Source organism: Rhodococcus sp. MurmanLake-1 (genome assembly GCF_056945715.1).
Genome location: NZ_JBWZNF010000002.1, coordinates 721,018 through 738,891, shown reverse-complemented (window position 1 = coordinate 738,891; position 17,874 = coordinate 721,018). Strand labels below are relative to the sequence as shown.

Below are 17,874 nucleotides of genomic sequence, written 5' to 3'. Positions count from 1 at the left end.
GCATGGCCAAGAAGTCCAAGATCGCCAAGAACAACCAGCGACGGGTCATCGTCGAGCGATACGCGGAGCAGCGATCGGCGCTCAAGGAGGCAATCCGCTCTCCGAAAAGCTCACCCGAGGAGCGCGCGAAGGCCCAAGCGACCCTGCAACGTCTACCACGCGACGCCAGTCCGGTACGATTGCGCAATCGAGACGCTGCGGATGGACGTCCGCGTGGCCACCTGCGGAAGTTCGGGCTCTCCCGGATTCGCGTGCGAGAAATGGCGCACCGTGGGGAACTGCCTGGCGTACACAAGTCGAGCTGGTAAGGAAGTCGGATGGCAGTCAAGCGTTCACCGTCGAAGAAGCCACGCCCCGTAGAGGGTCGTAAGCCCAAGAAGAACCCGTTGTTCGCAGCGAAGATCACGCATGTCGATTACAAGGACATCAACTTGCTTCGCACGTTCATCTCGGACCGCGGCAAGATCCGCAGCCGTCGCGTCACGGGCCTGACCCCGCAGCAGCAGCGTCAGGTCGCCGTTGCAGTGAAGAACGCACGCGAAATGGCGTTGCTTCCCTTCACCGCCGCACGGTAGTCACACGTAGAAGTACCGAAGAGGTCGCGCAGTCAATCGGCTGCGCGGCCTTTTTGTTGCCCGGACTAAGATTTCCCGAAGTCGTTCATTCCAGTCGAGAGGTGCCCGCAGCGTGTCGGGAGTTGTTGCGGGTTTCACCGTCATTTTTGTCGTCATCGCGGTCGGGTATCTGCTCGGCCGTCTCGGCACCCTCGGTAGCCAAGGACAGTTCGTTCTCGGTCGACTCGTCTTCTTCGTCGCGACGCCTGCCCTGCTGTTCACCACCCTCGCGTCGTCCGATCTGTCGGTGATCTTCTCGCCGACGCTCGCGGTTGCGTCGGCTACTGCCTTTGCCGTCGGCGCTCTGTACGTCGTCGTTGCAAAGATCTGGCTCAACCGGCCGCTGCCCGAACTGACTATCGGCGCGCTGTCGGCGTCGTACGTGAATTCGGCCAACCTCGGGATCCCGATCGCGGTGTTCGTGCTCGGCGATGCCACGTTCGTCGCGCCGCTCCTGCTCTTCCAGATCGTCGTGTACTCCCCGATCGCCTTGACGATCCTCGATCTCACGGCATTGCGGGGCGAAGCCGAAAAACTGTCACTGATCGACACTGTCACCGCTCCGTTCAAGAATCCGATCGTGCTCGCGGGCGCTGCGGGGTTGATCGTGGCGTTGATCGGTTGGGTACCGCCGAGACCGCTGATGCAGCCTTTCGAATTGATCGGCGCCACGTCGGTCCCCGGCGCACTGCTGGCATTCGGGCTCTCGTTGTACGGCGTACGAGTGCTCGAGAAGGGCTCCAGTCCGCGCCGCGACGTCGCGCTTGCGTCGACCCTCAAGATCGTCGTCCAACCAGTGCTGGCTTACCTGATGGCGCACTTCCTACTCGGCATCGACGGCCATCAGTTGTTCGCCATCGTGGTCGTCTCGACGTTGCCGACGGCACAGAACGTCTTCATCTACGCAAGCCGATATCGGCGCGGGATGGTCCTCGCCCGAGACAGCGCCTTCGTCACCACTTTGGCGTCGATACCGGCGATTGCGCTGGTCACGGCGCTACTCGCTTGAGCAGGGTTACGGTGGATTCATGCGTGTACTAACCCTCGCCGTTCTGGCCTGCCTTGCTGTGGCCGGATGCTCCGTCGGGGCCCAGACAACGGGGCCGGTTGCTGCGCCGAATCCGATGGCGGCCAACGAAGCAAGTCCCGCCGACTGGTCGCTCGGAACCCCCGTTCCCGACGAGGTCGACGACAGCGAGATGGGCACGGAGTTCGACAGCCGCACCGACATCGTGGGTGCGACGGCCACCATGTTCGAATCGTGGTCCGAGGTCGACGATCACACGGTGGCAGTCCACTTCGTGACCGGCACTCCGGAGTGCTACGGCGCGTACGCAACCGTCGAAGAGACCGATACGACGGTGATCGTCACGCTCCGAACCGGAGCATTGCCGGAGGCCGCGGACAAGATGTGCATCTTAGTTGCCGTGTTCGGCAGCCTGGACGTTCCGCTGAGCCGACCGCTCGGCGATCGCCACGTCATCAACGGCTAGCCGCGCCTAAACGGCACAAGATCAACGATCGAACACTCCGTTTCGTCAGGTGTGGTGTGCGTCTCGTCGGGACAGACTGAAAACCGACACCCGTGCACTCGCTCGTCGGCAGCTTTCGACTCGAGCGGTGCTCAACATGAAGGAGCTCGCAAGTGCCTACTCTCCAGAGAGACGTTGCAATCGTCGGCGCCGGCCCCTCTGGCCTGGCAGCTGCAACCGCGCTGCGCAAGGCCGGTTTGACCGTCGCTGTGATCGAAGCGCGCGACCGCGTCGGCGGCCGCACGTGGACCGACACCATCGACGGAGCAGTTCTGGAAATCGGCGGCCAGTGGGTCTCCCCCGACCAGACCGCGCTGATCTCCTTGCTCGACGAACTCGGCCTGAAAACTTTCGAGCGCTACCGCGAGGGCGAGTCCGTCTACATCTCGTCGGCAGGTGAGCGGACGCAGTACACGGGTGATTCCTTCCCCACGAACGACACCACGAAGAAGGAGATGGACCGTCTCATCGACGAGATGGACGATCTCGCAGCACAGATCGGCGCCGAGGAACCGTGGGCACATCCCCTCGCCCGCGATCTCGACACAGTCTCCTTCAAGCAGTGGCTGATCAATCAGTCCGACGACGCCGAGGCACGTGACAACATCGGCCTCTTCATCGCCGGTGGCATGCTCACCAAGCCCGCCCACTCGTTCTCTGCCCTGCAGGCCGTACTCATGGCCGCTTCGGCAGGCTCGTTCTCCCACCTTGTCGACGAGGACTTCATCCTCGACAAGCGAGTGATCGGCGGAATGCAGCAGGTATCGATCCGCATGGCGGAGGCCCTCGGTGACGACGTCTTCCTCAACGCACCCGTGCGAACGGTGAAGTGGAACGAATCCGGTGCAACGGTGTTGGCGGACGGCGATGTTCGCGTCGAGGCAAGCCGAGTGATCCTGGCCGTACCGCCCAACCTCTACTCCCGGATCTCGTACGATCCCCCGCTGCCGCGTCGTCAGCACCAGATGCACCAGCACCAGTCCCTCGGCCTCGTCATCAAGGTGCACGCGGTGTACGAGACGCCTTTCTGGCGCGAAGACGGCCTCTCCGGCACCGGCTTCGGCGCGTCCGAGGTAGTGCAGGAGGTGTACGACAACACCAACCACGAGGACGATCGCGGCACCCTGGTCGCTTTCGTCTCCGACGAGAAGGCCGACGCGATGTTCGAGCTTTCCGTCGAGGAGCGTAAGGCCACGATTCTGGCCTCACTTGCCCGTTACCTGGGCCCGAAGGCCGAAGAACCGGTTGTGTACTACGAATCCGACTGGGGCTCGGAGGAATGGACCCGCGGTGCGTACGCGGCCAGCTTCGACCTCGGTGGCCTGCACCGATACGGCGCGGATTCCCGCACACCCGTCGGCCCGATCCACTTCTCGTGCTCCGACATCGCGGCCGAGGGGTACCAGCACGTCGACGGTGCTGTTCGGATGGGGCAGCGAACCGCCGCCGACATCATCGCCCGCAGCAAGGCCTGACGGCCACTTTGCCAAGTCTCGATCATTGCCCGGCAGTCACGACTGCCGGGCAATGATCGAGAGCAGCAGTTCCGCACGAACTCTCGCTACCTCGAGTCGACAGTCGATCAAGCTCTCCACCTTCGCCATTCGGCTTCGCAGCGTGTGCCGGTGGACGCCCATCGTGATGGCTGCCGCTTCCCAGTGCCCGTTGGCCTCGAGAAATGCCCGCAGCGACGCCAGCAGTTCGGTGCCGTTGTCACGGTCGTAGTCCTCGATCGGTGTGATCATCGTTTCCGCCAGCGTGTTGAGCACTTCACGCGTCGAATCGAAAGACAGCAGCACACTTCCGGTCAGCGCCGCGAATTCCAAAGGCTCGCCACCGATTTCCGCGGCAGACGCACACAGCTGCGACTGTTCGACGGCGACGGCCAGCGCAGCGACCACCCGCCGCGCGCTCAAGCCGACTCGAAGCGCGCGAAGATCCGACCTCGATACCCCGCCCAGTAGCTCTCGGGCAAACTCGACGTCGTCGGTTCCACGCAGCAGCACTGTGACGCGAGTGTCGTTGATCCGCGAGAACAACTGCCGCCCTGCCTTGTTCATGAACTCGGCAATCTCGACTCCGACGCGTCCCGCTACGTCGGACGTGTCGGCAAGAACTGTCAACCCTCGGATCATTCCCTCGCCGTCGGCGGCTTGCCGGATCTGTTGCCACGCCGGCGCCGGGTCACGGTCTTCGGTGAGCAGCAATCCGAGGGCATGCGAATTCAACTGATCCTGAGTGGCGCGCAGGCGCGCAGGTTTCTCGAAGTCCAACGCCAGCAACGAGTTCGCGTGACCGAGCAGTATCTGATCGACGTAACTCAGCGCCGAAGCGCTGATCACCGCCAGGTATCCGTACGGCGTTCGCCCGACGCTGATCTGCTGCACCGCGATCGACGCTCCAGACCTTGCAAGCGTCACGCTGCTGGATGCGCCGCCCCCGAGAGTTGCTCGCAGTTCGTCGATCACGTCGTCCGTCGGCAGTTGAGGTGAGCTCTCGAGAACTCGTCCGGCGACGTCGAGAAGAAGCACCGTCGCCGAGGTTGCGATCGCCAGTTCACGCACGGTTGCGGCAGTTCCGCCGGAAATGACGGCACGCGTCATCCGCGGTTGCGCCCGCGACGCCCGGAGGACAGCTTCATATTCCTGCTCTGCCAACCGGCTCATAACGCGCTTGACGACGGCAGCAAACGGCGTCGGCAGCGGCACCTCGATCAGCGGGAGTCCGATCTCGTCGGCGACGGCCACCAGATCGGCCGGGACCTCGGGGTACGAGAGCCCGGTTCCGAATCCCACCGCCGCTACACCCGCCGCATCGAGCATCCGGAGATAGCGGCCGCGCTTTTGCTGAGTGGACGGCAATCGGATGCCGGTGGTGAGGATGAATTCGCCGCCGGTCAACCATCGAAACGGGTCGAGCAGCTCCGTGGCGTGCGCAAATGTGATTTCGCGACCGACACCCTGCGCCCCACCTTTGAGTTCCAGCGCGAGATCCGGCTGCGCCAACATCCACCGCACAGCGATCGTCATGGGCAGGACTGTACAACTCGGCGCGTCGGGGATCAAAGATTTCACCTTTTTGGCAGCTGCCTTTACTTGTGAGTCAGCGCACACTTGCTCACACACGCCCCACAAAGTGCGAGTTCCGTGCTGATCACCTCGGCCGGAACTCGTTCGACCTCGAGAGGAACCGGTACCGATGTCGATCGTCGTACTCGAGAACTACATCAACGGTGAATTCGTCGCCTCGGCCGCGACGGAAACACTCGACCTGATCAACCCCGTGGACGAGAGTGTGGTCGGGCGTACGCCGGTCTCCACCAAGGAAGACGTCGACGCCGCCGTCGAAGCAGCACAGCGCGCATTCGAGACCTGGGGTAAGACGACACCAAGCGTGCGGCAGGCCGCACTCCTCAAACTCGCCGACGCCATCGAAGCGCACAGCGACGAAATCGTCGCAGCCGAAAGCGCCAACACCGGCCAGGCCCACCAGATGATCGCCGACGAAGAGGTCAAGGTCGGAGCCGATCAGATGCGGTTCTTCGCCGGAGCCGCACGACTTCTCGAGGGCAAGGCGGCCGGAGAGTACATGGAGGGTTTCACCTCCTACGTCCGTCGTGAGCCGATCGGCGTAGTCGGTCAGGTCACTCCCTGGAACTACCCGTTCATGATGGCGCTGTGGAAGATCGGGCCCGCCCTCGCGGCCGGCAACACGATCGTCCTCAAGCCCAGCGACACCACACCGGGCAGCACGCTGGTCCTGGCGAAGCTCTCGAAGGGCATCCTGCCGGACGGCGTGTTCAACGTCGTGCTCGGCAACGGCGGAACCGGCGCGACGTTGGTGGAGAACCCGGCCCTCGGTCTCGTCTCGATCACCGGTTCGGTGCGGGCGGGCATCGCTGTCGCCGTGTCCGCAGCGCAGCAACTCAAGCGCGCGCACCTCGAACTGGGCGGCAAAGCGCCGGCGATCGTCTTCGGCGACGTCGACATCGAGAAGACCGCCACCGGTATTGCCGAGGCAGCGTTCTTCAACGGTGGCCAGGATTGCACCGCGGCCACTCGCGTGATCGTTCACGAGTCCGTCCACGATCAGCTCGTCGAAGCCCTCGTCCGGAACGCCGAGAAACTGCGCCCCGGCGCGCCTTCCGATCCTGATGCTTTCTACGGCCCGCTCAACAACATCAACCACTTCAACGCCGTGAGCGACAAGATCGCGAACCTGCCGGCGTCGGCCAAGATCGTTACCGGCGGAAAGCGTTCGGGCGAAACCGGATTCTTCTTCGAGCCGACGGTCATCACCGGCGTCGCACAATCCGACGACATCGTGCAGGAAGAGACTTTCGGTCCTATCCTCACCGTCCAGAGCTTCTCCGACGAGAAGGAGGCGATCACGCTTGCCAACGACGTTCGCTTCGGCCTCGCCTCGAGCATCTGGACCAAGGATCACGGTGTCACACAACGCGTCTCCGCTGCTCTCGACTTCGGTGCGGTGTGGATCAACTGCCACATCCCGCTCGTTGCCGAGATGCCGCACGGCGGCTTCAAGTACTCCGGCTACGGCAAAGATCTCTCGGCATACGGAGTCGAGGACTACACCCGCCTCAAGCACGTCATGAGTTCGCACGACTGAGTTGCCGCCCCTCCTGCTGTGCGCCTTTATTAACCCCCCGCGGTTAATAAAGGCGCACAGCAAGATTCCTCCAATCCGGAAAAGAGCCACCATGCGCCTTATCGTCGGATACCTCGCCACACCCAGCGGTAAAGACGGGCTGGTCCTCGGGGCCCAGCTCGCGCGCAGTCTCGGCGCGCAACTCGACATCTGCATGGTCCTCCCGCCGGATCGGACACTGCCGGCCAAGGTTCCCTCGGAAGCCGGCTACGACGACATTCTCGCCGCACGTGCACACGACTGGCTCGCCGAGGCGAAAGCATCGGTGCCCGAGGACATCCAGGTGGAAGTACACCTGAGCTTCCACGAGTCGTTTGCTCAGGGCCTGCTCGACGAGGTTGACCGATTGAGCGCGCTGGCGATCGTGGTGGGAGCTTCCGGCGACGGTCTGCTCGGCCGTCACGCGATAGGTTCGGTCTCGACCGAACTGCTGCACTCCGCCCACGTCCCGGTAGCACTGGCTCCTCGCGGAACGCGGCACTCGTCGGCTACCGCAATACGAGAGGTCACCTGCGCGCTCGGCACCCGCGTCGGCGCCGACGTCGTCTTGAACACCGCCGTACGGACCAGCGAACTGATGCAGGTTCCGCTGCGACTGGTCTCGCTCGTGGCACTCGACCCCCAGAACGATCTGCGCGATCACCGCGACACCGCCGAGTCCGCCAGGGAACGTGCACGAAACCACGCTCAGGACACGCTTGACATCGCAAGAGCGGCGCTCCCCGCCGAGTTCCCCATCGAGGTCATCATCGCCGACGGTTCAACGGTGGAATCCGCAGTGCGTCAACTGGACTGGCAGGACGGCGACCTCGTGATGGTCGGTTCCAGCCGTCTCGCGCAGCCCCGCAAACTTTTCCTGGGCTCCACCGCCGCCAAGATGCTGCGCGTGCTGCCCGTTCCCATGGTCGTAGTGCCCAAGCACGAATTCACCCAGCCGGAGGCACTGTCATGACCAGCACCGAACTGAGTTCCAAAGGACTCGCTACCGGCAAGATCGGCATGATCTCAGGCGCCGTACTCGGAATCTCCTCCGTGGCACCGGGTTACACCCTGACTGCCAGTATCGGATTGATCGTCGCCGCGGTCGGCCTCAAGATGCCCGCCATCTTCATCGCCGGCTTCATCCCGATGTTCCTCACCGCGTACGCGTACCGCGAATTGAACTCCGACACACCTGACTGCGGCGCGTCATTCACGTGGTCCACCAAGGCATTCGGGCCGTACGTCGGTTGGATGTGCGGCTGGGGCATGGTCATCGCCACCATCATCGTGCTCTCGAACCTTGCTGCCATTGCCGTCGACTTCTTCTATCTGTTCATCGCGCGAGTGGTCGACAATCCGTCGATCGCCGATCTGCCGGGCAACAAAGTTGTCAATGTCGGCACCACACTCGTCTTCATCGCCCTGGCCACCTGGATAGCGAGTAGAGGAATCACTACCAGCGAGCGGGTACAGTTCGCGCTCGTCGGCTTCCAGATGGTGCTGCTGGTCGTCTTCGCCGTCGTTGCACTGGTTCACGTTGGCGCCGGCGATGCCCCGGCCGGATTGTCCTTCGACCTGAGTTGGTTCAACCCGTTCAGCGGACTCGCCATCGGTGCGTTTGTCATCGGACTCACCGGATCGATCTTCGCGTTCTGGGGCTGGGATACCTGTCTCACGCTGGGCGAGGAGTCGAAGAACCCCAAGAAGACCCCGGGCCGCGCCGGTTTGCTCTGTGTCGCAACCATTCTCCTGACCTACCTGCTGGTCGCCGTTGCCGCGATGATGTACGCCGGCGTCGGCGAGGAAGGCCTCGGTCTCGGCAATCCCGACAACTCCGAGAACGTCTTCGGCGCTCTGGCCGACCCGGTCCTGGGCAACTGGGGCGGAATGCTCCTCTTCCTCGCAGTCTTCGTCTCTTCCGTTGCGAGCCTGCAGACCACGTTCCTGCCCGCCGCACGAACGATGCTCGCCATGGGCGCATACGGAGCTTTCCCCAAGAAGCTCGCCGAGGTCTCGCCTCGATTCCTGGTGCCGTCGTACGCCACTGTCGTGGCCGGCGCGGTGACGGCAGTGTTCTACAGCGTCGTCACGTTCCTCTCCGAAAGTGCGCTGCTCGACACGATCGCCGCACTCGGCATCATGATCTGCTGGTACTACGGCATCACGGCATTCGCGTGCGTGTGGTACTTCCGCAAGACGCTCTTCGAAAGCGTACGAAACTTCGTCTTCCGGCTCGCGTTCCCACTCATCGGTGGTCTCATGCTGCTTGCGGTGTTCGTCATTTCGGTCCAGGAGAGTATGAATCCGGACAACGCCAGCGGAGCATCCATCGGCGGCATCGGCCTGGTCTTCTTCCTCGGCTTCGGAATCCTCATCCTCGGCGCGGTACTGATGATGGTCATGCGAGTGCGCAATCCCGAGTTCTTCGAGGGCAAAACCCTCAACCGCGACACAGAGGCTCTGCGCGACGAGAACGACCTCAGCGTGTCTTAGGAGACAGTAGGTTCGGGGGCCTGAGCGATCAGGCCCGCCATCAATACGCGCAAGCCGAATTCGAAGGCGGCGTCGGCACGTTCGGGATTTTTCCCGGATGTTGCCAACGCCGCCTTCATCGCGTCGTTGGCCTCGGGCCCCGATGCCCACTGGACATCCGGCGCCGCCAGATCCAACGCCGAACCGAGAACAAAACTGTCGACGGTTGTGATTGCGTGCAGCGTTTGAGCCGGGTCGAAGCCACCATCGGCGAATGCCTGCGCCAACGCGTTGTACAGGGTGAACGCCACACCGGCCTGCACCGTCTGGGCGGTGAAGAGCGGAATCAGGCGAGGATGTGCTGCGTAGCTTCGCCGGTACTCGGCTGCCAGCGCAGAGACGGTCTCGCTCCAGGATCCCGAGGCCGACTCCACGTCGATTCCCGCCATCAGCTGAGCCCTCATCAGTTCGACGATCTCGGCCCGTCCGGAAACGTGGTTGTAGAGCGACGACGGTCGCACCTTCAGTCGTGCGGCGAGTCCCGGCATGGTGAAGTCGCCGGATTCGTCCACCGACTCGATCGCTGCCTCGGTGATGATCGCCGGTGAGAGCAGTCGTTGCGATGGCCGCGGCATATGTCCTCCTGTAGTGATCCACACCGTTCGGGGCGCCGCAAAAAACAATTCCTCGAAAGTCCTTGATCAATCAGCGCTCACCCACCATACTTAACGAATCACATTCGTTTTACGTTGAACGTCGAATACCCGAGCACCGAGGAAACCCCATGCTGACGATCACCGCCCTCACCCCACCCGAGTCTCTGGCCGCGACTACGCCGTCCACGTCCACACCTCTGCGTGTAGGTCTCGTGCAACATCGCTGGCACGAGGACCAAGACGACCTCTACACCGAATTGAGCGAGGGCATTGCGTCCGCAGCGAAGCTGGGCGCTTCCGTGGTCTTTCTTCCGGAGCTGACGCTCAGCCGCTACCCCGCCTCCACCCCGGCCGGCGACAATCCCGGACGCGAAGCGGAAGACCTGCTCACCGGACCCACTCTCGCCTTCGCCGCCAAAGCCGCCGCCGAGAACCAGGTCCTCGTCCACGCATCGCTGTACGAGCGCAGTGAGGCCGAGGACGGACTGGGATTCAACACCGCGATCCTCGTCTCGCCCGAAGGTGAGCTTCTCGCCAGAACCCGCAAGCTCCACATTCCGGTGACGGCCGGATACTACGAGGACACGTACTTCCGCGGCGGTCCGGCGCAGGACGCATACCCCGTCCACGAAGCACTCGGCGCGAAGTTCGGCCTCCCGACATGCTGGGACGAGTGGTTCCCGGAGGTCGCACGTGCATACTCCCTCGCCGGCGCCCAGGTTCTGGTCTACCCGACGGCGATCGGCTCCGAGCCCGATCACCCGAACTTCGACACCCAACCGCTGTGGCAGCAGGTGATCGTCGGAAACGGTATCGCCAACGGCACCTTCATGGTTGTTCCCAATCGCCACGGCAGTGAAGGTCTCATCACCTTCTACGGTTCTTCCTTCATCTCGGATCCGTACGGACGCATCCTCGTTCAGGCTCCCCGCGACGAATCAGCAGTGCTGGTCGCCGATCTCGATCTTCGGCAACGTGAAGACTGGCTTGCACTGTTCCCGTTCCTGGCCACTCGCCGACCCGACACCTACTCGGCTCTGACCGCACCGGTGAACACTGTGGGAGCCAACCGATGACCTGGCGAATGCCCGCGGAAAGTGAACCGCACGAACGCACTTGGATGGCGTACCCCAGCGCCGGATACTCCCTCGGCGACACCGCCGAGGAACAGCACGAAGCGCGCTCGACGTGGGCGGCCGTCGCCCACGCCGTCGCCGAATTCGAGCCGGTCACCGTCGTCGTAGATCCCGCCGAAGTCGAAGAAGCACGAAAGTATCTGTCCGAGAAGGTCGACATCGTCGAGGCACCTCTCAACGACGCGTGGATGCGCGACATCGGGCCGACGTTCGTCCTGTCCGACGAAGGCCGTCTCGGCGGAGTCGACTGGGTGTTCAACGGCTGGGGCGCACAGGGGTGGGCGCAGTGGGACAAGGACTCGAAGATCGGCGCATTTGTCGTCGAACAATCCGGTGCCCAGTTGATCGACTCACCAATCATCAACGAGGGCGGCGGTATTCAGGTCGACGGTCTCGGCACCGTCTTGGTCACCGAAACCGTCCAACTCGATCCGGGGCGCAATCCCGACCTGACGAAGGCCGACATCGAGGCCGAACTCGCCCGCACCATCGGCGCCAAGCACGTGATCTGGCTTCCCCGCGGGTTGACTCGCGATCAGGAGACCTACGGAACGCGCGGACACGTCGACATCGTCGCTGCCATCTCTTCGCCCGGAGTGGTACTCGTCCATGACCAACGCAATCCGGTGCACCCCGACTACGCCGTCAGCAAGACGATCATCGAGTTGTTCGAAAGCTCGACGGACGTCGGCGGCCGGCCGTGGAAGGTCATTCGGGTGCCTGCACCCGAAATCCTGCGCGACGACGAGGGATTCGTCGACTACAGCTACATCAACCATCTCGTGGTCAACCGTGGAGTGATCGCCTGCAGCTTCGACGATCCGGCCGACGCCGAAGCGGCCCGGATCCTGTCAGCCGCTTACCCCGGACGCACTGTCGTCACCGTCGACGCCAGACCGCTGTTCGAACGTGGCGGCGGCATCCACTGCATCACCCAGCACCAGCCCGCTGAACAAGACTGACGGCGGCAGAATTAACGGCGACCTCGCATGTAGTCACTCACGACGGCTGCGCCGAGGCCGTCCAGGTCCGGCGCGATGACGCGTCCACCCACCCGGTGCGCCATCCGGTCGACCACCCTGGCCAGACCTGGATCCTCACCGAGACGGAAGAACGTGACCTTGGCGCCCAGCCTGGCCACGGCGTCGAGTGCTCGAACCGTCAAACCGAGGGTTCGCGCACTCGGCGGGTAGTCGAACCTGGCTTCTCCGTCCGCTTCGAGATGAGCCGTCGGCTCACCGTCCGTGACGATCAACACCACCGGCTGCGCATTGGAATGGCGTCGAAGGTGTCTGGCCGCCAACAACAGTGCGTGGTGCAGGTTGGTTCCCTGGTCCCACGCGCCGTCCAAACCGGCGAGCTCCGACGGGCTCAGTACGTGCGCGTGGCGTCCGAAGGCGATCAACTGCAGCTCGTCGCTGCGAAACCGCGTGCTCACCAGATGATTGAGTGCCAGAGCGGTGCGCTTCATCGGCACCCACCGATCCTCCATCACCATCGAGAACGACGTGTCCACCAACAGAGCCACCGCAGCCTGACTACGCTGTTCGGTTTCGGCCACCTCGACATCGACGACGCTCAGCCGCACCGGCATTCGGCCAGGGTCACGTAGGACGGCGTTGGTGATGGTTCTCGTGACGTCCCACGGTTCGGTGTCCCCGAACTCCCATTCGCGGGAAGCTCCGGTCGGTTCGCCCATCGCACCTGCCCGACGCGTATCGCGTTGACCGGTTCGCGACGACAGTTGCCCGGCGACGTCACGCAGAGCGGTCTGTCCGAGCTGTCGCATGGCTTTGGGCGACAAGCGCCATTGACCGTCTGGTGCGCGATCGAAGAAACCCTGTTCCTGCAAAGCCTTTTCGAGATCGGCCAGGGTGCGAGCATCAGCGGCCGCTTCGTCGCCGAGTTGCCGCGCGAGTAGCTCGGGGTCGATGTCGTCGAGCGCTGCGCCTGCATACTGCTGCGACAGTTGATCTGCCAGCGATTCCAGCTCGGCGATATCCTGCAGGGCACCGGTCCCCTCACCCAACCCCATTCCGTTGTCGCCGCGGAACTGTTGCGAACCTTCCCAGTCCTCACCCGGCCGAGCCGCCTGAAGAAACTGGTCGAGTTGACTCAGCTCACTCATCAGACTCGGATCACCGAACGCCTGCTGCGCCAACGCATCCAACTCGTCACGCTGCTCCTGCGAGAGCGAGTTACGCAATCGTTGTGCGGCCGCCGCGCGCTGCGCCAACGAATCCAGAAGTTCGTCGACGTTGCGCGGGTTGTCCGGGAAATACTGCCTGTGCTTGTCCATGAACTCCGCAAACTGCTCCGGAGTGTCGACGCCCCGAGAGTGCGCATCGAGCAGTTGATTCAGATCTGCCAGCATCTGGCGAATCTGCTCACGATCCTCGTCGGTAGCGTCCTCGAGTGCCTGCTTCATTCCCGAGAAGCGTTGATCGAGGACCTCACGTCCGAGCAGATCACGAATCTTCTCGTAATCCGCGCGAGCCTGTTCGCTGCGCCAGTTGTAGTCGGCCAGATCTTGCACGGCCTGAGCTGTGGACGGTGGCAACTCCTCGATCCGCATTTCGTTGAATCGTGCGTCGTCGTCGAGAGCACGTGCCAGTTCTTTGCGCTCTTCGAGCACCGCCTTGTCGAGAAGCTTACGAACCTCGTCGAGCGTTCCGTCGAGATTGTTGCGGCGTAGCAGCTCACGTCGACGCCGGTTCGCCTGGGCAGCAAGGTCGTCGAGCCCGCGCATGTCTCGGTTTCCGCGGCGCAGGAGTTCCCGGAGGGCATGGCGCGGCGACGTGCCTGACAACACGTCGTCGCCGATTGCTGCCAAGGCATCGCGCAGATCTACCGGAGGCGCCAGCGGATCGGGACCACCGTCGTACGGCCCGTACCGCGGATTGTGGATCATCACTGCCCCTTACGAATACACCGAGCGGCCGCCCGGGCCTTGATCTTTGGAGATCCGGCGCGCGAGGTAAAGCCCTTCGAGGGCAAGTTCGGCACCGGCGGCACGCTCGCCGTCGGATTGCGCGCCGAGGCGTTCGGCTACTTCGTCCAGGACCTCGAGGTCCGGAAGCTCGTCGAGAAACGCCTTGGCCGTGACAGATTCACCGGTGACGATCGTATTGCCCGTCTCCACAGCAGCAACCAACATCCCGAGGTCGATTCCGCCGAGTCGTACCCGAACCGTATCGGCGGTCGCGCGACGCAGCAGGTGCTCGAGCACCTCCAGTTCCCGTCCCTCTTCACCGGATTCGAATTCGACCTTGCCGCGAAGAACCTCGACCACGGACTCGAGATCGACGGGCCGTGCAACAGGATCGGCCTCGCCGAGCACCGCCGCGCGTCGTACCGCCGCAGCACTGACGGTTTCCGCGCCGGCGACGGCAAATCGTGCCGACACACCCGATCGCTGATCCACCGAGGTGGATTCGCGTAGCAAGCGCGTGAACCTGGCAAGAATTTCGAGAAGGTAGTCAGGCACCTCCGCGGCCAGGTGCGCCTCCTGCTCGATCACCGCGATCTCGCCCGCCAACTCGACGGGGTAGTGAGTGCGGATCTCGGCGCCGAAGCGGTCCTTGAGCGGTGTGATGATGCGCCCGCGGTTGGTGTAGTCCTCAGGGTTCGCGCTCGCGACCAGAAGGACGTCCAACGGAAGCCGAAGCGTGTACCCGCGGACCTGGATGTCCCGCTCTTCCATCACGTTGAGCAAGGAGACCTGGATGCGCTCGGCGAGGTCGGGAAGCTCGTTGATGGCCACGATTCCGCGATGCGCGCGGGGCACGAGACCGAAGTGAATGGTCTCCGGATCGCCGAGGCTCCTACCCTCGGCCACCTTGACCGGGTCGACATCGCCGATCAGGTCGGCGACCGAGGTGTCCGGCGTTGCCAGTTTCTCGGAGTACCGCTCGCTGCGGTGTCGCCAGGCGATCGGGAGGTCGTCACCCAGTTCCTTGGCTCGACGTATCGAAGCCGGTGTGATCGGCTCGTACGGGTGCTCCCCCAGTTCCGAGCCTTCGATGACGGGCGTCCACTCGTCGAGCAGGAGCCCGAGAGTGCGAAGCAACCTCGTCTTTCCTTGACCTCGTTCGCCGAGCAGAACCACGTCGTGGCCGGCGATCAGCGCCCGCTCGAGTTGCGGGGCGACCGTGTCCTCGAACCCGACTATCCCGGGCCAGGGGTCACGGCCGTCCCGCAACGCGGCGAGAAGGTTCTCTCGTAGTTCTTCCTTGACACTTCGCTGTACGTGTCCGGAGGCGCGTAGCTCTCCGAGGGTTTTTGCGACAGTCACCACTCCACGCTACGAGTGTTTGCGGGGTTTCGCCTCTCGCCGAGGAAGTTCGGTCGCTCAGCCCTCGATGTTCTCGGGATTCATCCAGATGATTTCCCAGATGTGGCCGTCGGGATCCTGGAAGCTGCGGCTGTACATGAAGCCGTGATCCTGCGTCGCGTTACCTTCGGAACCGCCGGTCGCGAGCGCCTTGTCGACGAGGGCGTCGACGGCCTCACGGGTCTCGGCCGAGAGACCGAGCAGCGCTTCCGTCGACGTCGAGGTGTCGGCAATGCCCTTGGTGGTGAAGGTCTTGAAGAAGGGCTCGGCCAACAGCATCACGACGATGGTGTCACTGATGACCATCGACGACGCATTCTCGTCGGAGAACTGCGTGTTCTTGGAGTATCCGAGGCCCTCGTAGAAGGTGGTGGCCTTGCCGAGGTCCTTGACGGGCAGGTTGAGGAAGAACATCGGCTGCGGGTTTGTCGCCATGAAGGGTCCTTTCCGAGACTTTGCTGTGCGCCTTTATTAACCGCCGGCGGTTAATAAAGGCGCACAGTAGACCTAAACTCCACCCATGGATACCTGGGTGTTGCCCGCCATGCTCGGTCTCGGACTCGCCGCAGCGTCCGGAATGCGAACCTTCCTGCCGCTGCTGATGCTCAGCGCTGCCGTCCATTTCGAACTGTTCGGGATCACCGTCGGCGAGTCGATGCGGTGGATCGGATCCACCGGCGCGCTGGTGGCATTGGCAATAGCCGCTGTGGTCGAACTGGGTGCCGACCTCATTCCCTTCGTGGACAACGCACTCTCGGTGATCGGGAACGTCACCGGACCCATCGCCGGAGTGATCGCGGCCTGGGCGGCCTTCAGCCATCTCGACCCTGCGATGGCCGCGTTGGCGGGCATCATCGTCGGAGCGCCGACGGCGCTGACATTCAGCGCCGCCCAGACCGGCACTCGCGCGGTCAGTACGGCCACTACCGGTGGACTGGCGAATCCCGTCGTCTCCGTCATCGAGGATGTGCTGACTTTCTTCACCTCCTTGATCGCGATGATCTTGCCGCTCCTGATCATTCCGCTGCTCGCCGCACTCTTGTGGTTCAGCTGGCGCGGATGGCGACGTGTCCGGAGTCTGCGCACCGCCTGAACCTGTGGACCTGGTAGACAAGTCGTCATGTCCGACACCGAGATCTCGTTCCAATCCGGCGACGTCACCCTGTACGGGAGTCTTCGCCTGGCAGCCTCACCCGACTCCCCGGCGCCGGCCGCGCTGATTCTGGCCGGCAGCGGCCCCACCGACCGAAACGGCGACAGCGCACTCCTCGAAGGCGACATCGGAACTCTGCGGTTCATCGCGGATCTTCTTGAAAATCAAGGCATTTCAAGCCTGCGTTACGACAAGCTCGGCAGCGGCGAAACTGCCCTCGGCGACTACGAGATCGAGGACATCGCCGATCTCGGCTTCAACACATTCGTCGACGCCGCCTCCGACGGACTTGACTACCTCGCCGGACAACCCGGCGTCGATCCCGAGCGCTTGTTCGTCGTCGGACACAGCGACGGCGCCGTCGTCGCGCTGGCACTTGCCACGGCGAAAGAGGGCACAAGAGTCAGCGCCCTCGCACTGCTCGAGCCACTGAGTGTCCGGCTTCTCGATCTACTCACGACGCAGATTCACCGCCAGCTCGACGCCGTCGTCGGCGCCGGACAGTTGCCGGTCGAACTGGCTGACGAACTGCGCGTCGCGCTCGCCGACGCCGTCGAGTCTCTTCGGACCGAGGGCACGGTTCCGGATGATCTACCCGAACCGCTGCAGAACGCGGGACTCGTTCACGCCAATGCCAAGGCACTCGCCGAGGAAGACGCACTGGACCCGGTTGCGCTCGTAGCGGCGCTGCCGGCAGGCATGCCCGTTCTCACCAGCTGCTCGGACAAGGACATCCAAGTAATTCCCTCCGACGTCGCGGCACTCGACGCCGCGCTCTCACATACCGCGCTGACTTCAGTGCGGATGCGCAACGCAAACTTCGTACTCAAGGACATCGGCGAAGAACAGTCCACCGGGGCCGACTACGTCGCTCCGCTTCCGTACTCGGCAGAGTTCGCGGAGCCCTTCACAGCGTGGGTCCGCTCGTTCTCCTGATCACGTACAGACCGAACGTCCTCTTTTCCGGGTAGAAAGTTCCCTCCGCGAACCATCGCGGAGGGACTTCTGCTTTCTACGCCTGACCTGCAACGAAGGCTCTCTCAATCCAGCGAACCCGGGGATAGAAGTCACCCGGAGTTTACGTTCGCGGCGCTTTTTATTGGTGCGAACCCTCGATCCGTGCTGTACGGTCATCCATTAACCAGCAACGCCACACAGAAAGGAACGGACGTCATGTCGCTAGACCCGAACTTTGCATCCGTACCTTCGTGGCGCAGCTGCACCGCAGGCAAGCACATTTTTTCGGCCGCAATGTCGGCCAAGCACATGGGCAACAAGCGCGGTGTACCCCGAGAATGATCCCCAGTTTCACCGGATTCGTTCTCGGG

At 63.3% G+C, this 17,874-nt stretch carries 17 protein-coding genes; 12 read left to right on the top strand and 5 right to left on the bottom strand.

Going from position 1 to position 17,874, the window contains the following annotated elements:
- The first annotated feature begins 2 nt into the window (after positions 1-2).
- The 5 genes from rpsN (at position 3) to AC2ETI_RS09855 (ending at position 3,621) form a co-directional block, all read left to right on the top strand.
- Positions 3-308, top strand: a complete 306-nt coding sequence (rpsN, locus tag AC2ETI_RS09875) for a 30S ribosomal protein S14 (protein WP_019744735.1) — start codon at positions 3-5, stop codon at positions 306-308.
- Between the two features lie 9 nt (positions 309-317).
- Positions 318-575 carry a 30S ribosomal protein S18 gene (rpsR, locus tag AC2ETI_RS09870; RefSeq protein WP_003946414.1) on the top strand — a complete coding sequence of 86 codons (258 nt, stop codon included), beginning with the start codon at positions 318-320 and terminating at the stop codon, positions 573-575.
- 112 nt (positions 576-687) lie between these two features.
- Positions 688-1,623: an AEC family transporter gene (locus AC2ETI_RS09865; protein WP_019744736.1), complete on the top strand. Its 936-nt coding sequence runs from the start codon at positions 688-690 to the stop codon at positions 1,621-1,623.
- A gap of 19 nt (positions 1,624-1,642) precedes the next feature.
- Positions 1,643-2,107 carry a hypothetical protein gene (locus AC2ETI_RS09860; RefSeq protein WP_007727550.1) on the top strand — a complete coding sequence of 155 codons (465 nt, stop codon included), beginning with the start codon at positions 1,643-1,645 and terminating at the stop codon, positions 2,105-2,107.
- A 152-nt stretch (positions 2,108-2,259) separates the two neighbouring features.
- Positions 2,260-3,621 carry a flavin monoamine oxidase family protein gene (locus tag AC2ETI_RS09855; protein WP_007727552.1) on the top strand — a complete coding sequence of 454 codons (1,362 nt, stop codon included), beginning with the start codon at positions 2,260-2,262 and terminating at the stop codon, positions 3,619-3,621.
- 36 nt (positions 3,622-3,657) lie between these two features.
- On the opposite strand, the gene AC2ETI_RS09850 is transcribed toward AC2ETI_RS09855, so the two are convergent.
- The gene (locus AC2ETI_RS09850; RefSeq protein ID WP_021332308.1) at positions 3,658-5,175 is read right to left on the bottom strand and encodes a PucR family transcriptional regulator; all 1,518 of its coding nucleotides are present in this window, start codon (positions 5,173-5,175) and stop codon (positions 3,658-3,660) included.
- Between the two features lie 169 nt (positions 5,176-5,344).
- Here AC2ETI_RS09850 and AC2ETI_RS09845 point away from each other — a divergent pair, with 169 nt between their 5' ends.
- The 3 genes from AC2ETI_RS09845 (at position 5,345) to AC2ETI_RS09835 (ending at position 9,289) form a co-directional block, all read left to right on the top strand.
- Entirely contained in the window at positions 5,345-6,775 is a 1,431-nt protein-coding gene (locus AC2ETI_RS09845; RefSeq protein ID WP_020970345.1) for a gamma-aminobutyraldehyde dehydrogenase, read from the top strand.
- Between the two features lie 91 nt (positions 6,776-6,866).
- Entirely contained in the window at positions 6,867-7,766 is a 900-nt protein-coding gene (locus AC2ETI_RS09840; RefSeq protein WP_019744740.1) for a universal stress protein, read from the top strand.
- Positions 7,763-9,289: an APC family permease gene (locus AC2ETI_RS09835; RefSeq protein WP_483633836.1), complete on the top strand. Its 1,527-nt coding sequence runs from the start codon at positions 7,763-7,765 to the stop codon at positions 9,287-9,289. The genes AC2ETI_RS09840 and AC2ETI_RS09835 overlap by 4 nt, the downstream gene beginning before the upstream one ends.
- Here AC2ETI_RS09835 and AC2ETI_RS09830 read toward each other — a convergent pair.
- Positions 9,286-9,903 (bottom strand): TetR/AcrR family transcriptional regulator C-terminal domain-containing protein, encoded by a 618-nt coding sequence (locus AC2ETI_RS09830; protein ID WP_019744741.1) that lies wholly within the window; start codon positions 9,901-9,903, stop codon positions 9,286-9,288. The two genes, AC2ETI_RS09835 and AC2ETI_RS09830, sit on opposite strands and share 4 nt — an antisense overlap.
- A gap of 149 nt (positions 9,904-10,052) precedes the next feature.
- Between AC2ETI_RS09830 and AC2ETI_RS09825 the strand changes: the two genes are divergently transcribed.
- Both AC2ETI_RS09825 and AC2ETI_RS09820 read left to right on the top strand, forming a co-directional pair.
- Positions 10,053-11,000 (top strand): nitrilase-related carbon-nitrogen hydrolase, encoded by a 948-nt coding sequence (locus AC2ETI_RS09825; RefSeq protein WP_029536861.1) that lies wholly within the window; start codon positions 10,053-10,055, stop codon positions 10,998-11,000.
- Positions 10,997-12,022 (top strand): agmatine deiminase family protein, encoded by a 1,026-nt coding sequence (locus AC2ETI_RS09820; RefSeq protein ID WP_019744743.1) that lies wholly within the window; start codon positions 10,997-10,999, stop codon positions 12,020-12,022. The genes AC2ETI_RS09825 and AC2ETI_RS09820 overlap by 4 nt, the downstream gene beginning before the upstream one ends.
- An 11-nt stretch (positions 12,023-12,033) precedes the next feature.
- Here AC2ETI_RS09820 and AC2ETI_RS09815 read toward each other — a convergent pair whose 3' ends face one another.
- From AC2ETI_RS09815 to AC2ETI_RS09805, 3 genes are read right to left on the bottom strand one after another with little or no spacing between them, the layout of a single operon-like run.
- Positions 12,034-13,971 (bottom strand): vWA domain-containing protein, encoded by a 1,938-nt coding sequence (locus AC2ETI_RS09815; RefSeq protein ID WP_483633835.1) that lies wholly within the window; start codon positions 13,969-13,971, stop codon positions 12,034-12,036.
- Positions 13,972-13,980: 9 nt separating this feature from the next.
- Positions 13,981-15,357: an ATP-binding protein gene (locus tag AC2ETI_RS09810; protein WP_020908640.1), complete on the bottom strand. Its 1,377-nt coding sequence runs from the start codon at positions 15,355-15,357 to the stop codon at positions 13,981-13,983.
- A gap of 54 nt (positions 15,358-15,411) precedes the next feature.
- Positions 15,412-15,828 (bottom strand): VOC family protein, encoded by a 417-nt coding sequence (locus AC2ETI_RS09805; protein ID WP_007727590.1) that lies wholly within the window; start codon positions 15,826-15,828, stop codon positions 15,412-15,414.
- A gap of 85 nt (positions 15,829-15,913) precedes the next feature.
- Here AC2ETI_RS09805 and AC2ETI_RS09800 point away from each other — a divergent pair, with 85 nt between their 5' ends.
- Complete coding sequence (locus AC2ETI_RS09800) at positions 15,914-16,486, top strand: DUF4126 domain-containing protein (protein ID WP_007727593.1); 573 nt, start codon at positions 15,914-15,916, stop codon at positions 16,484-16,486.
- A 27-nt stretch (positions 16,487-16,513) separates the two neighbouring features.
- A complete protein-coding gene (locus AC2ETI_RS09795; RefSeq protein ID WP_080909167.1) occupies positions 16,514-17,482 on the top strand; it encodes an alpha/beta hydrolase family protein in 969 nt (322 codons plus the stop codon).
- The last annotated feature ends 392 nt before the right edge of the window (positions 17,483-17,874 follow it).

Excerpts from the sequence above, each read along its gene's own strand:
- AC2ETI_RS09840 (WP_019744740.1), top strand. The coding sequence starts at position 6,867 with ATGCGCCTTATCGTCGGATACCTCGCCACACCCAGCGGTAAAGACGGG.
- rpsN (WP_019744735.1), top strand. The coding sequence starts at position 3 with ATGGCCAAGAAGTCCAAGATCGCCAAGAACAACCAGCGACGGGTCATC.
- AC2ETI_RS09825 (WP_029536861.1), top strand. The coding sequence starts at position 10,053 with ATGCTGACGATCACCGCCCTCACCCCACCCGAGTCTCTGGCCGCGACT.
- AC2ETI_RS09800 (WP_007727593.1), top strand. The coding sequence starts at position 15,914 with ATGGATACCTGGGTGTTGCCCGCCATGCTCGGTCTCGGACTCGCCGCA.
- AC2ETI_RS09795 (WP_080909167.1), top strand. The coding sequence starts at position 16,514 with ATGTCCGACACCGAGATCTCGTTCCAATCCGGCGACGTCACCCTGTAC.
- AC2ETI_RS09835 (WP_483633836.1), top strand. The coding sequence starts at position 7,763 with ATGACCAGCACCGAACTGAGTTCCAAAGGACTCGCTACCGGCAAGATC.
- rpsR (WP_003946414.1), top strand. The coding sequence starts at position 318 with ATGGCAGTCAAGCGTTCACCGTCGAAGAAGCCACGCCCCGTAGAGGGT.
- AC2ETI_RS09850 (WP_021332308.1), bottom strand. The coding sequence starts at position 5,175 with ATGACGATCGCTGTGCGGTGGATGTTGGCGCAGCCGGATCTCGCGCTG.
- AC2ETI_RS09860 (WP_007727550.1), top strand. The coding sequence starts at position 1,643 with ATGCGTGTACTAACCCTCGCCGTTCTGGCCTGCCTTGCTGTGGCCGGA.
- AC2ETI_RS09815 (WP_483633835.1), bottom strand. The coding sequence starts at position 13,971 with ATGATCCACAATCCGCGGTACGGGCCGTACGACGGTGGTCCCGATCCG.
- AC2ETI_RS09845 (WP_020970345.1), top strand. The coding sequence starts at position 5,345 with ATGTCGATCGTCGTACTCGAGAACTACATCAACGGTGAATTCGTCGCC.
- AC2ETI_RS09820 (WP_019744743.1), top strand. The coding sequence starts at position 10,997 with ATGACCTGGCGAATGCCCGCGGAAAGTGAACCGCACGAACGCACTTGG.
- AC2ETI_RS09830 (WP_019744741.1), bottom strand. The coding sequence starts at position 9,903 with ATGCCGCGGCCATCGCAACGACTGCTCTCACCGGCGATCATCACCGAG.
- AC2ETI_RS09805 (WP_007727590.1), bottom strand. The coding sequence starts at position 15,828 with ATGGCGACAAACCCGCAGCCGATGTTCTTCCTCAACCTGCCCGTCAAG.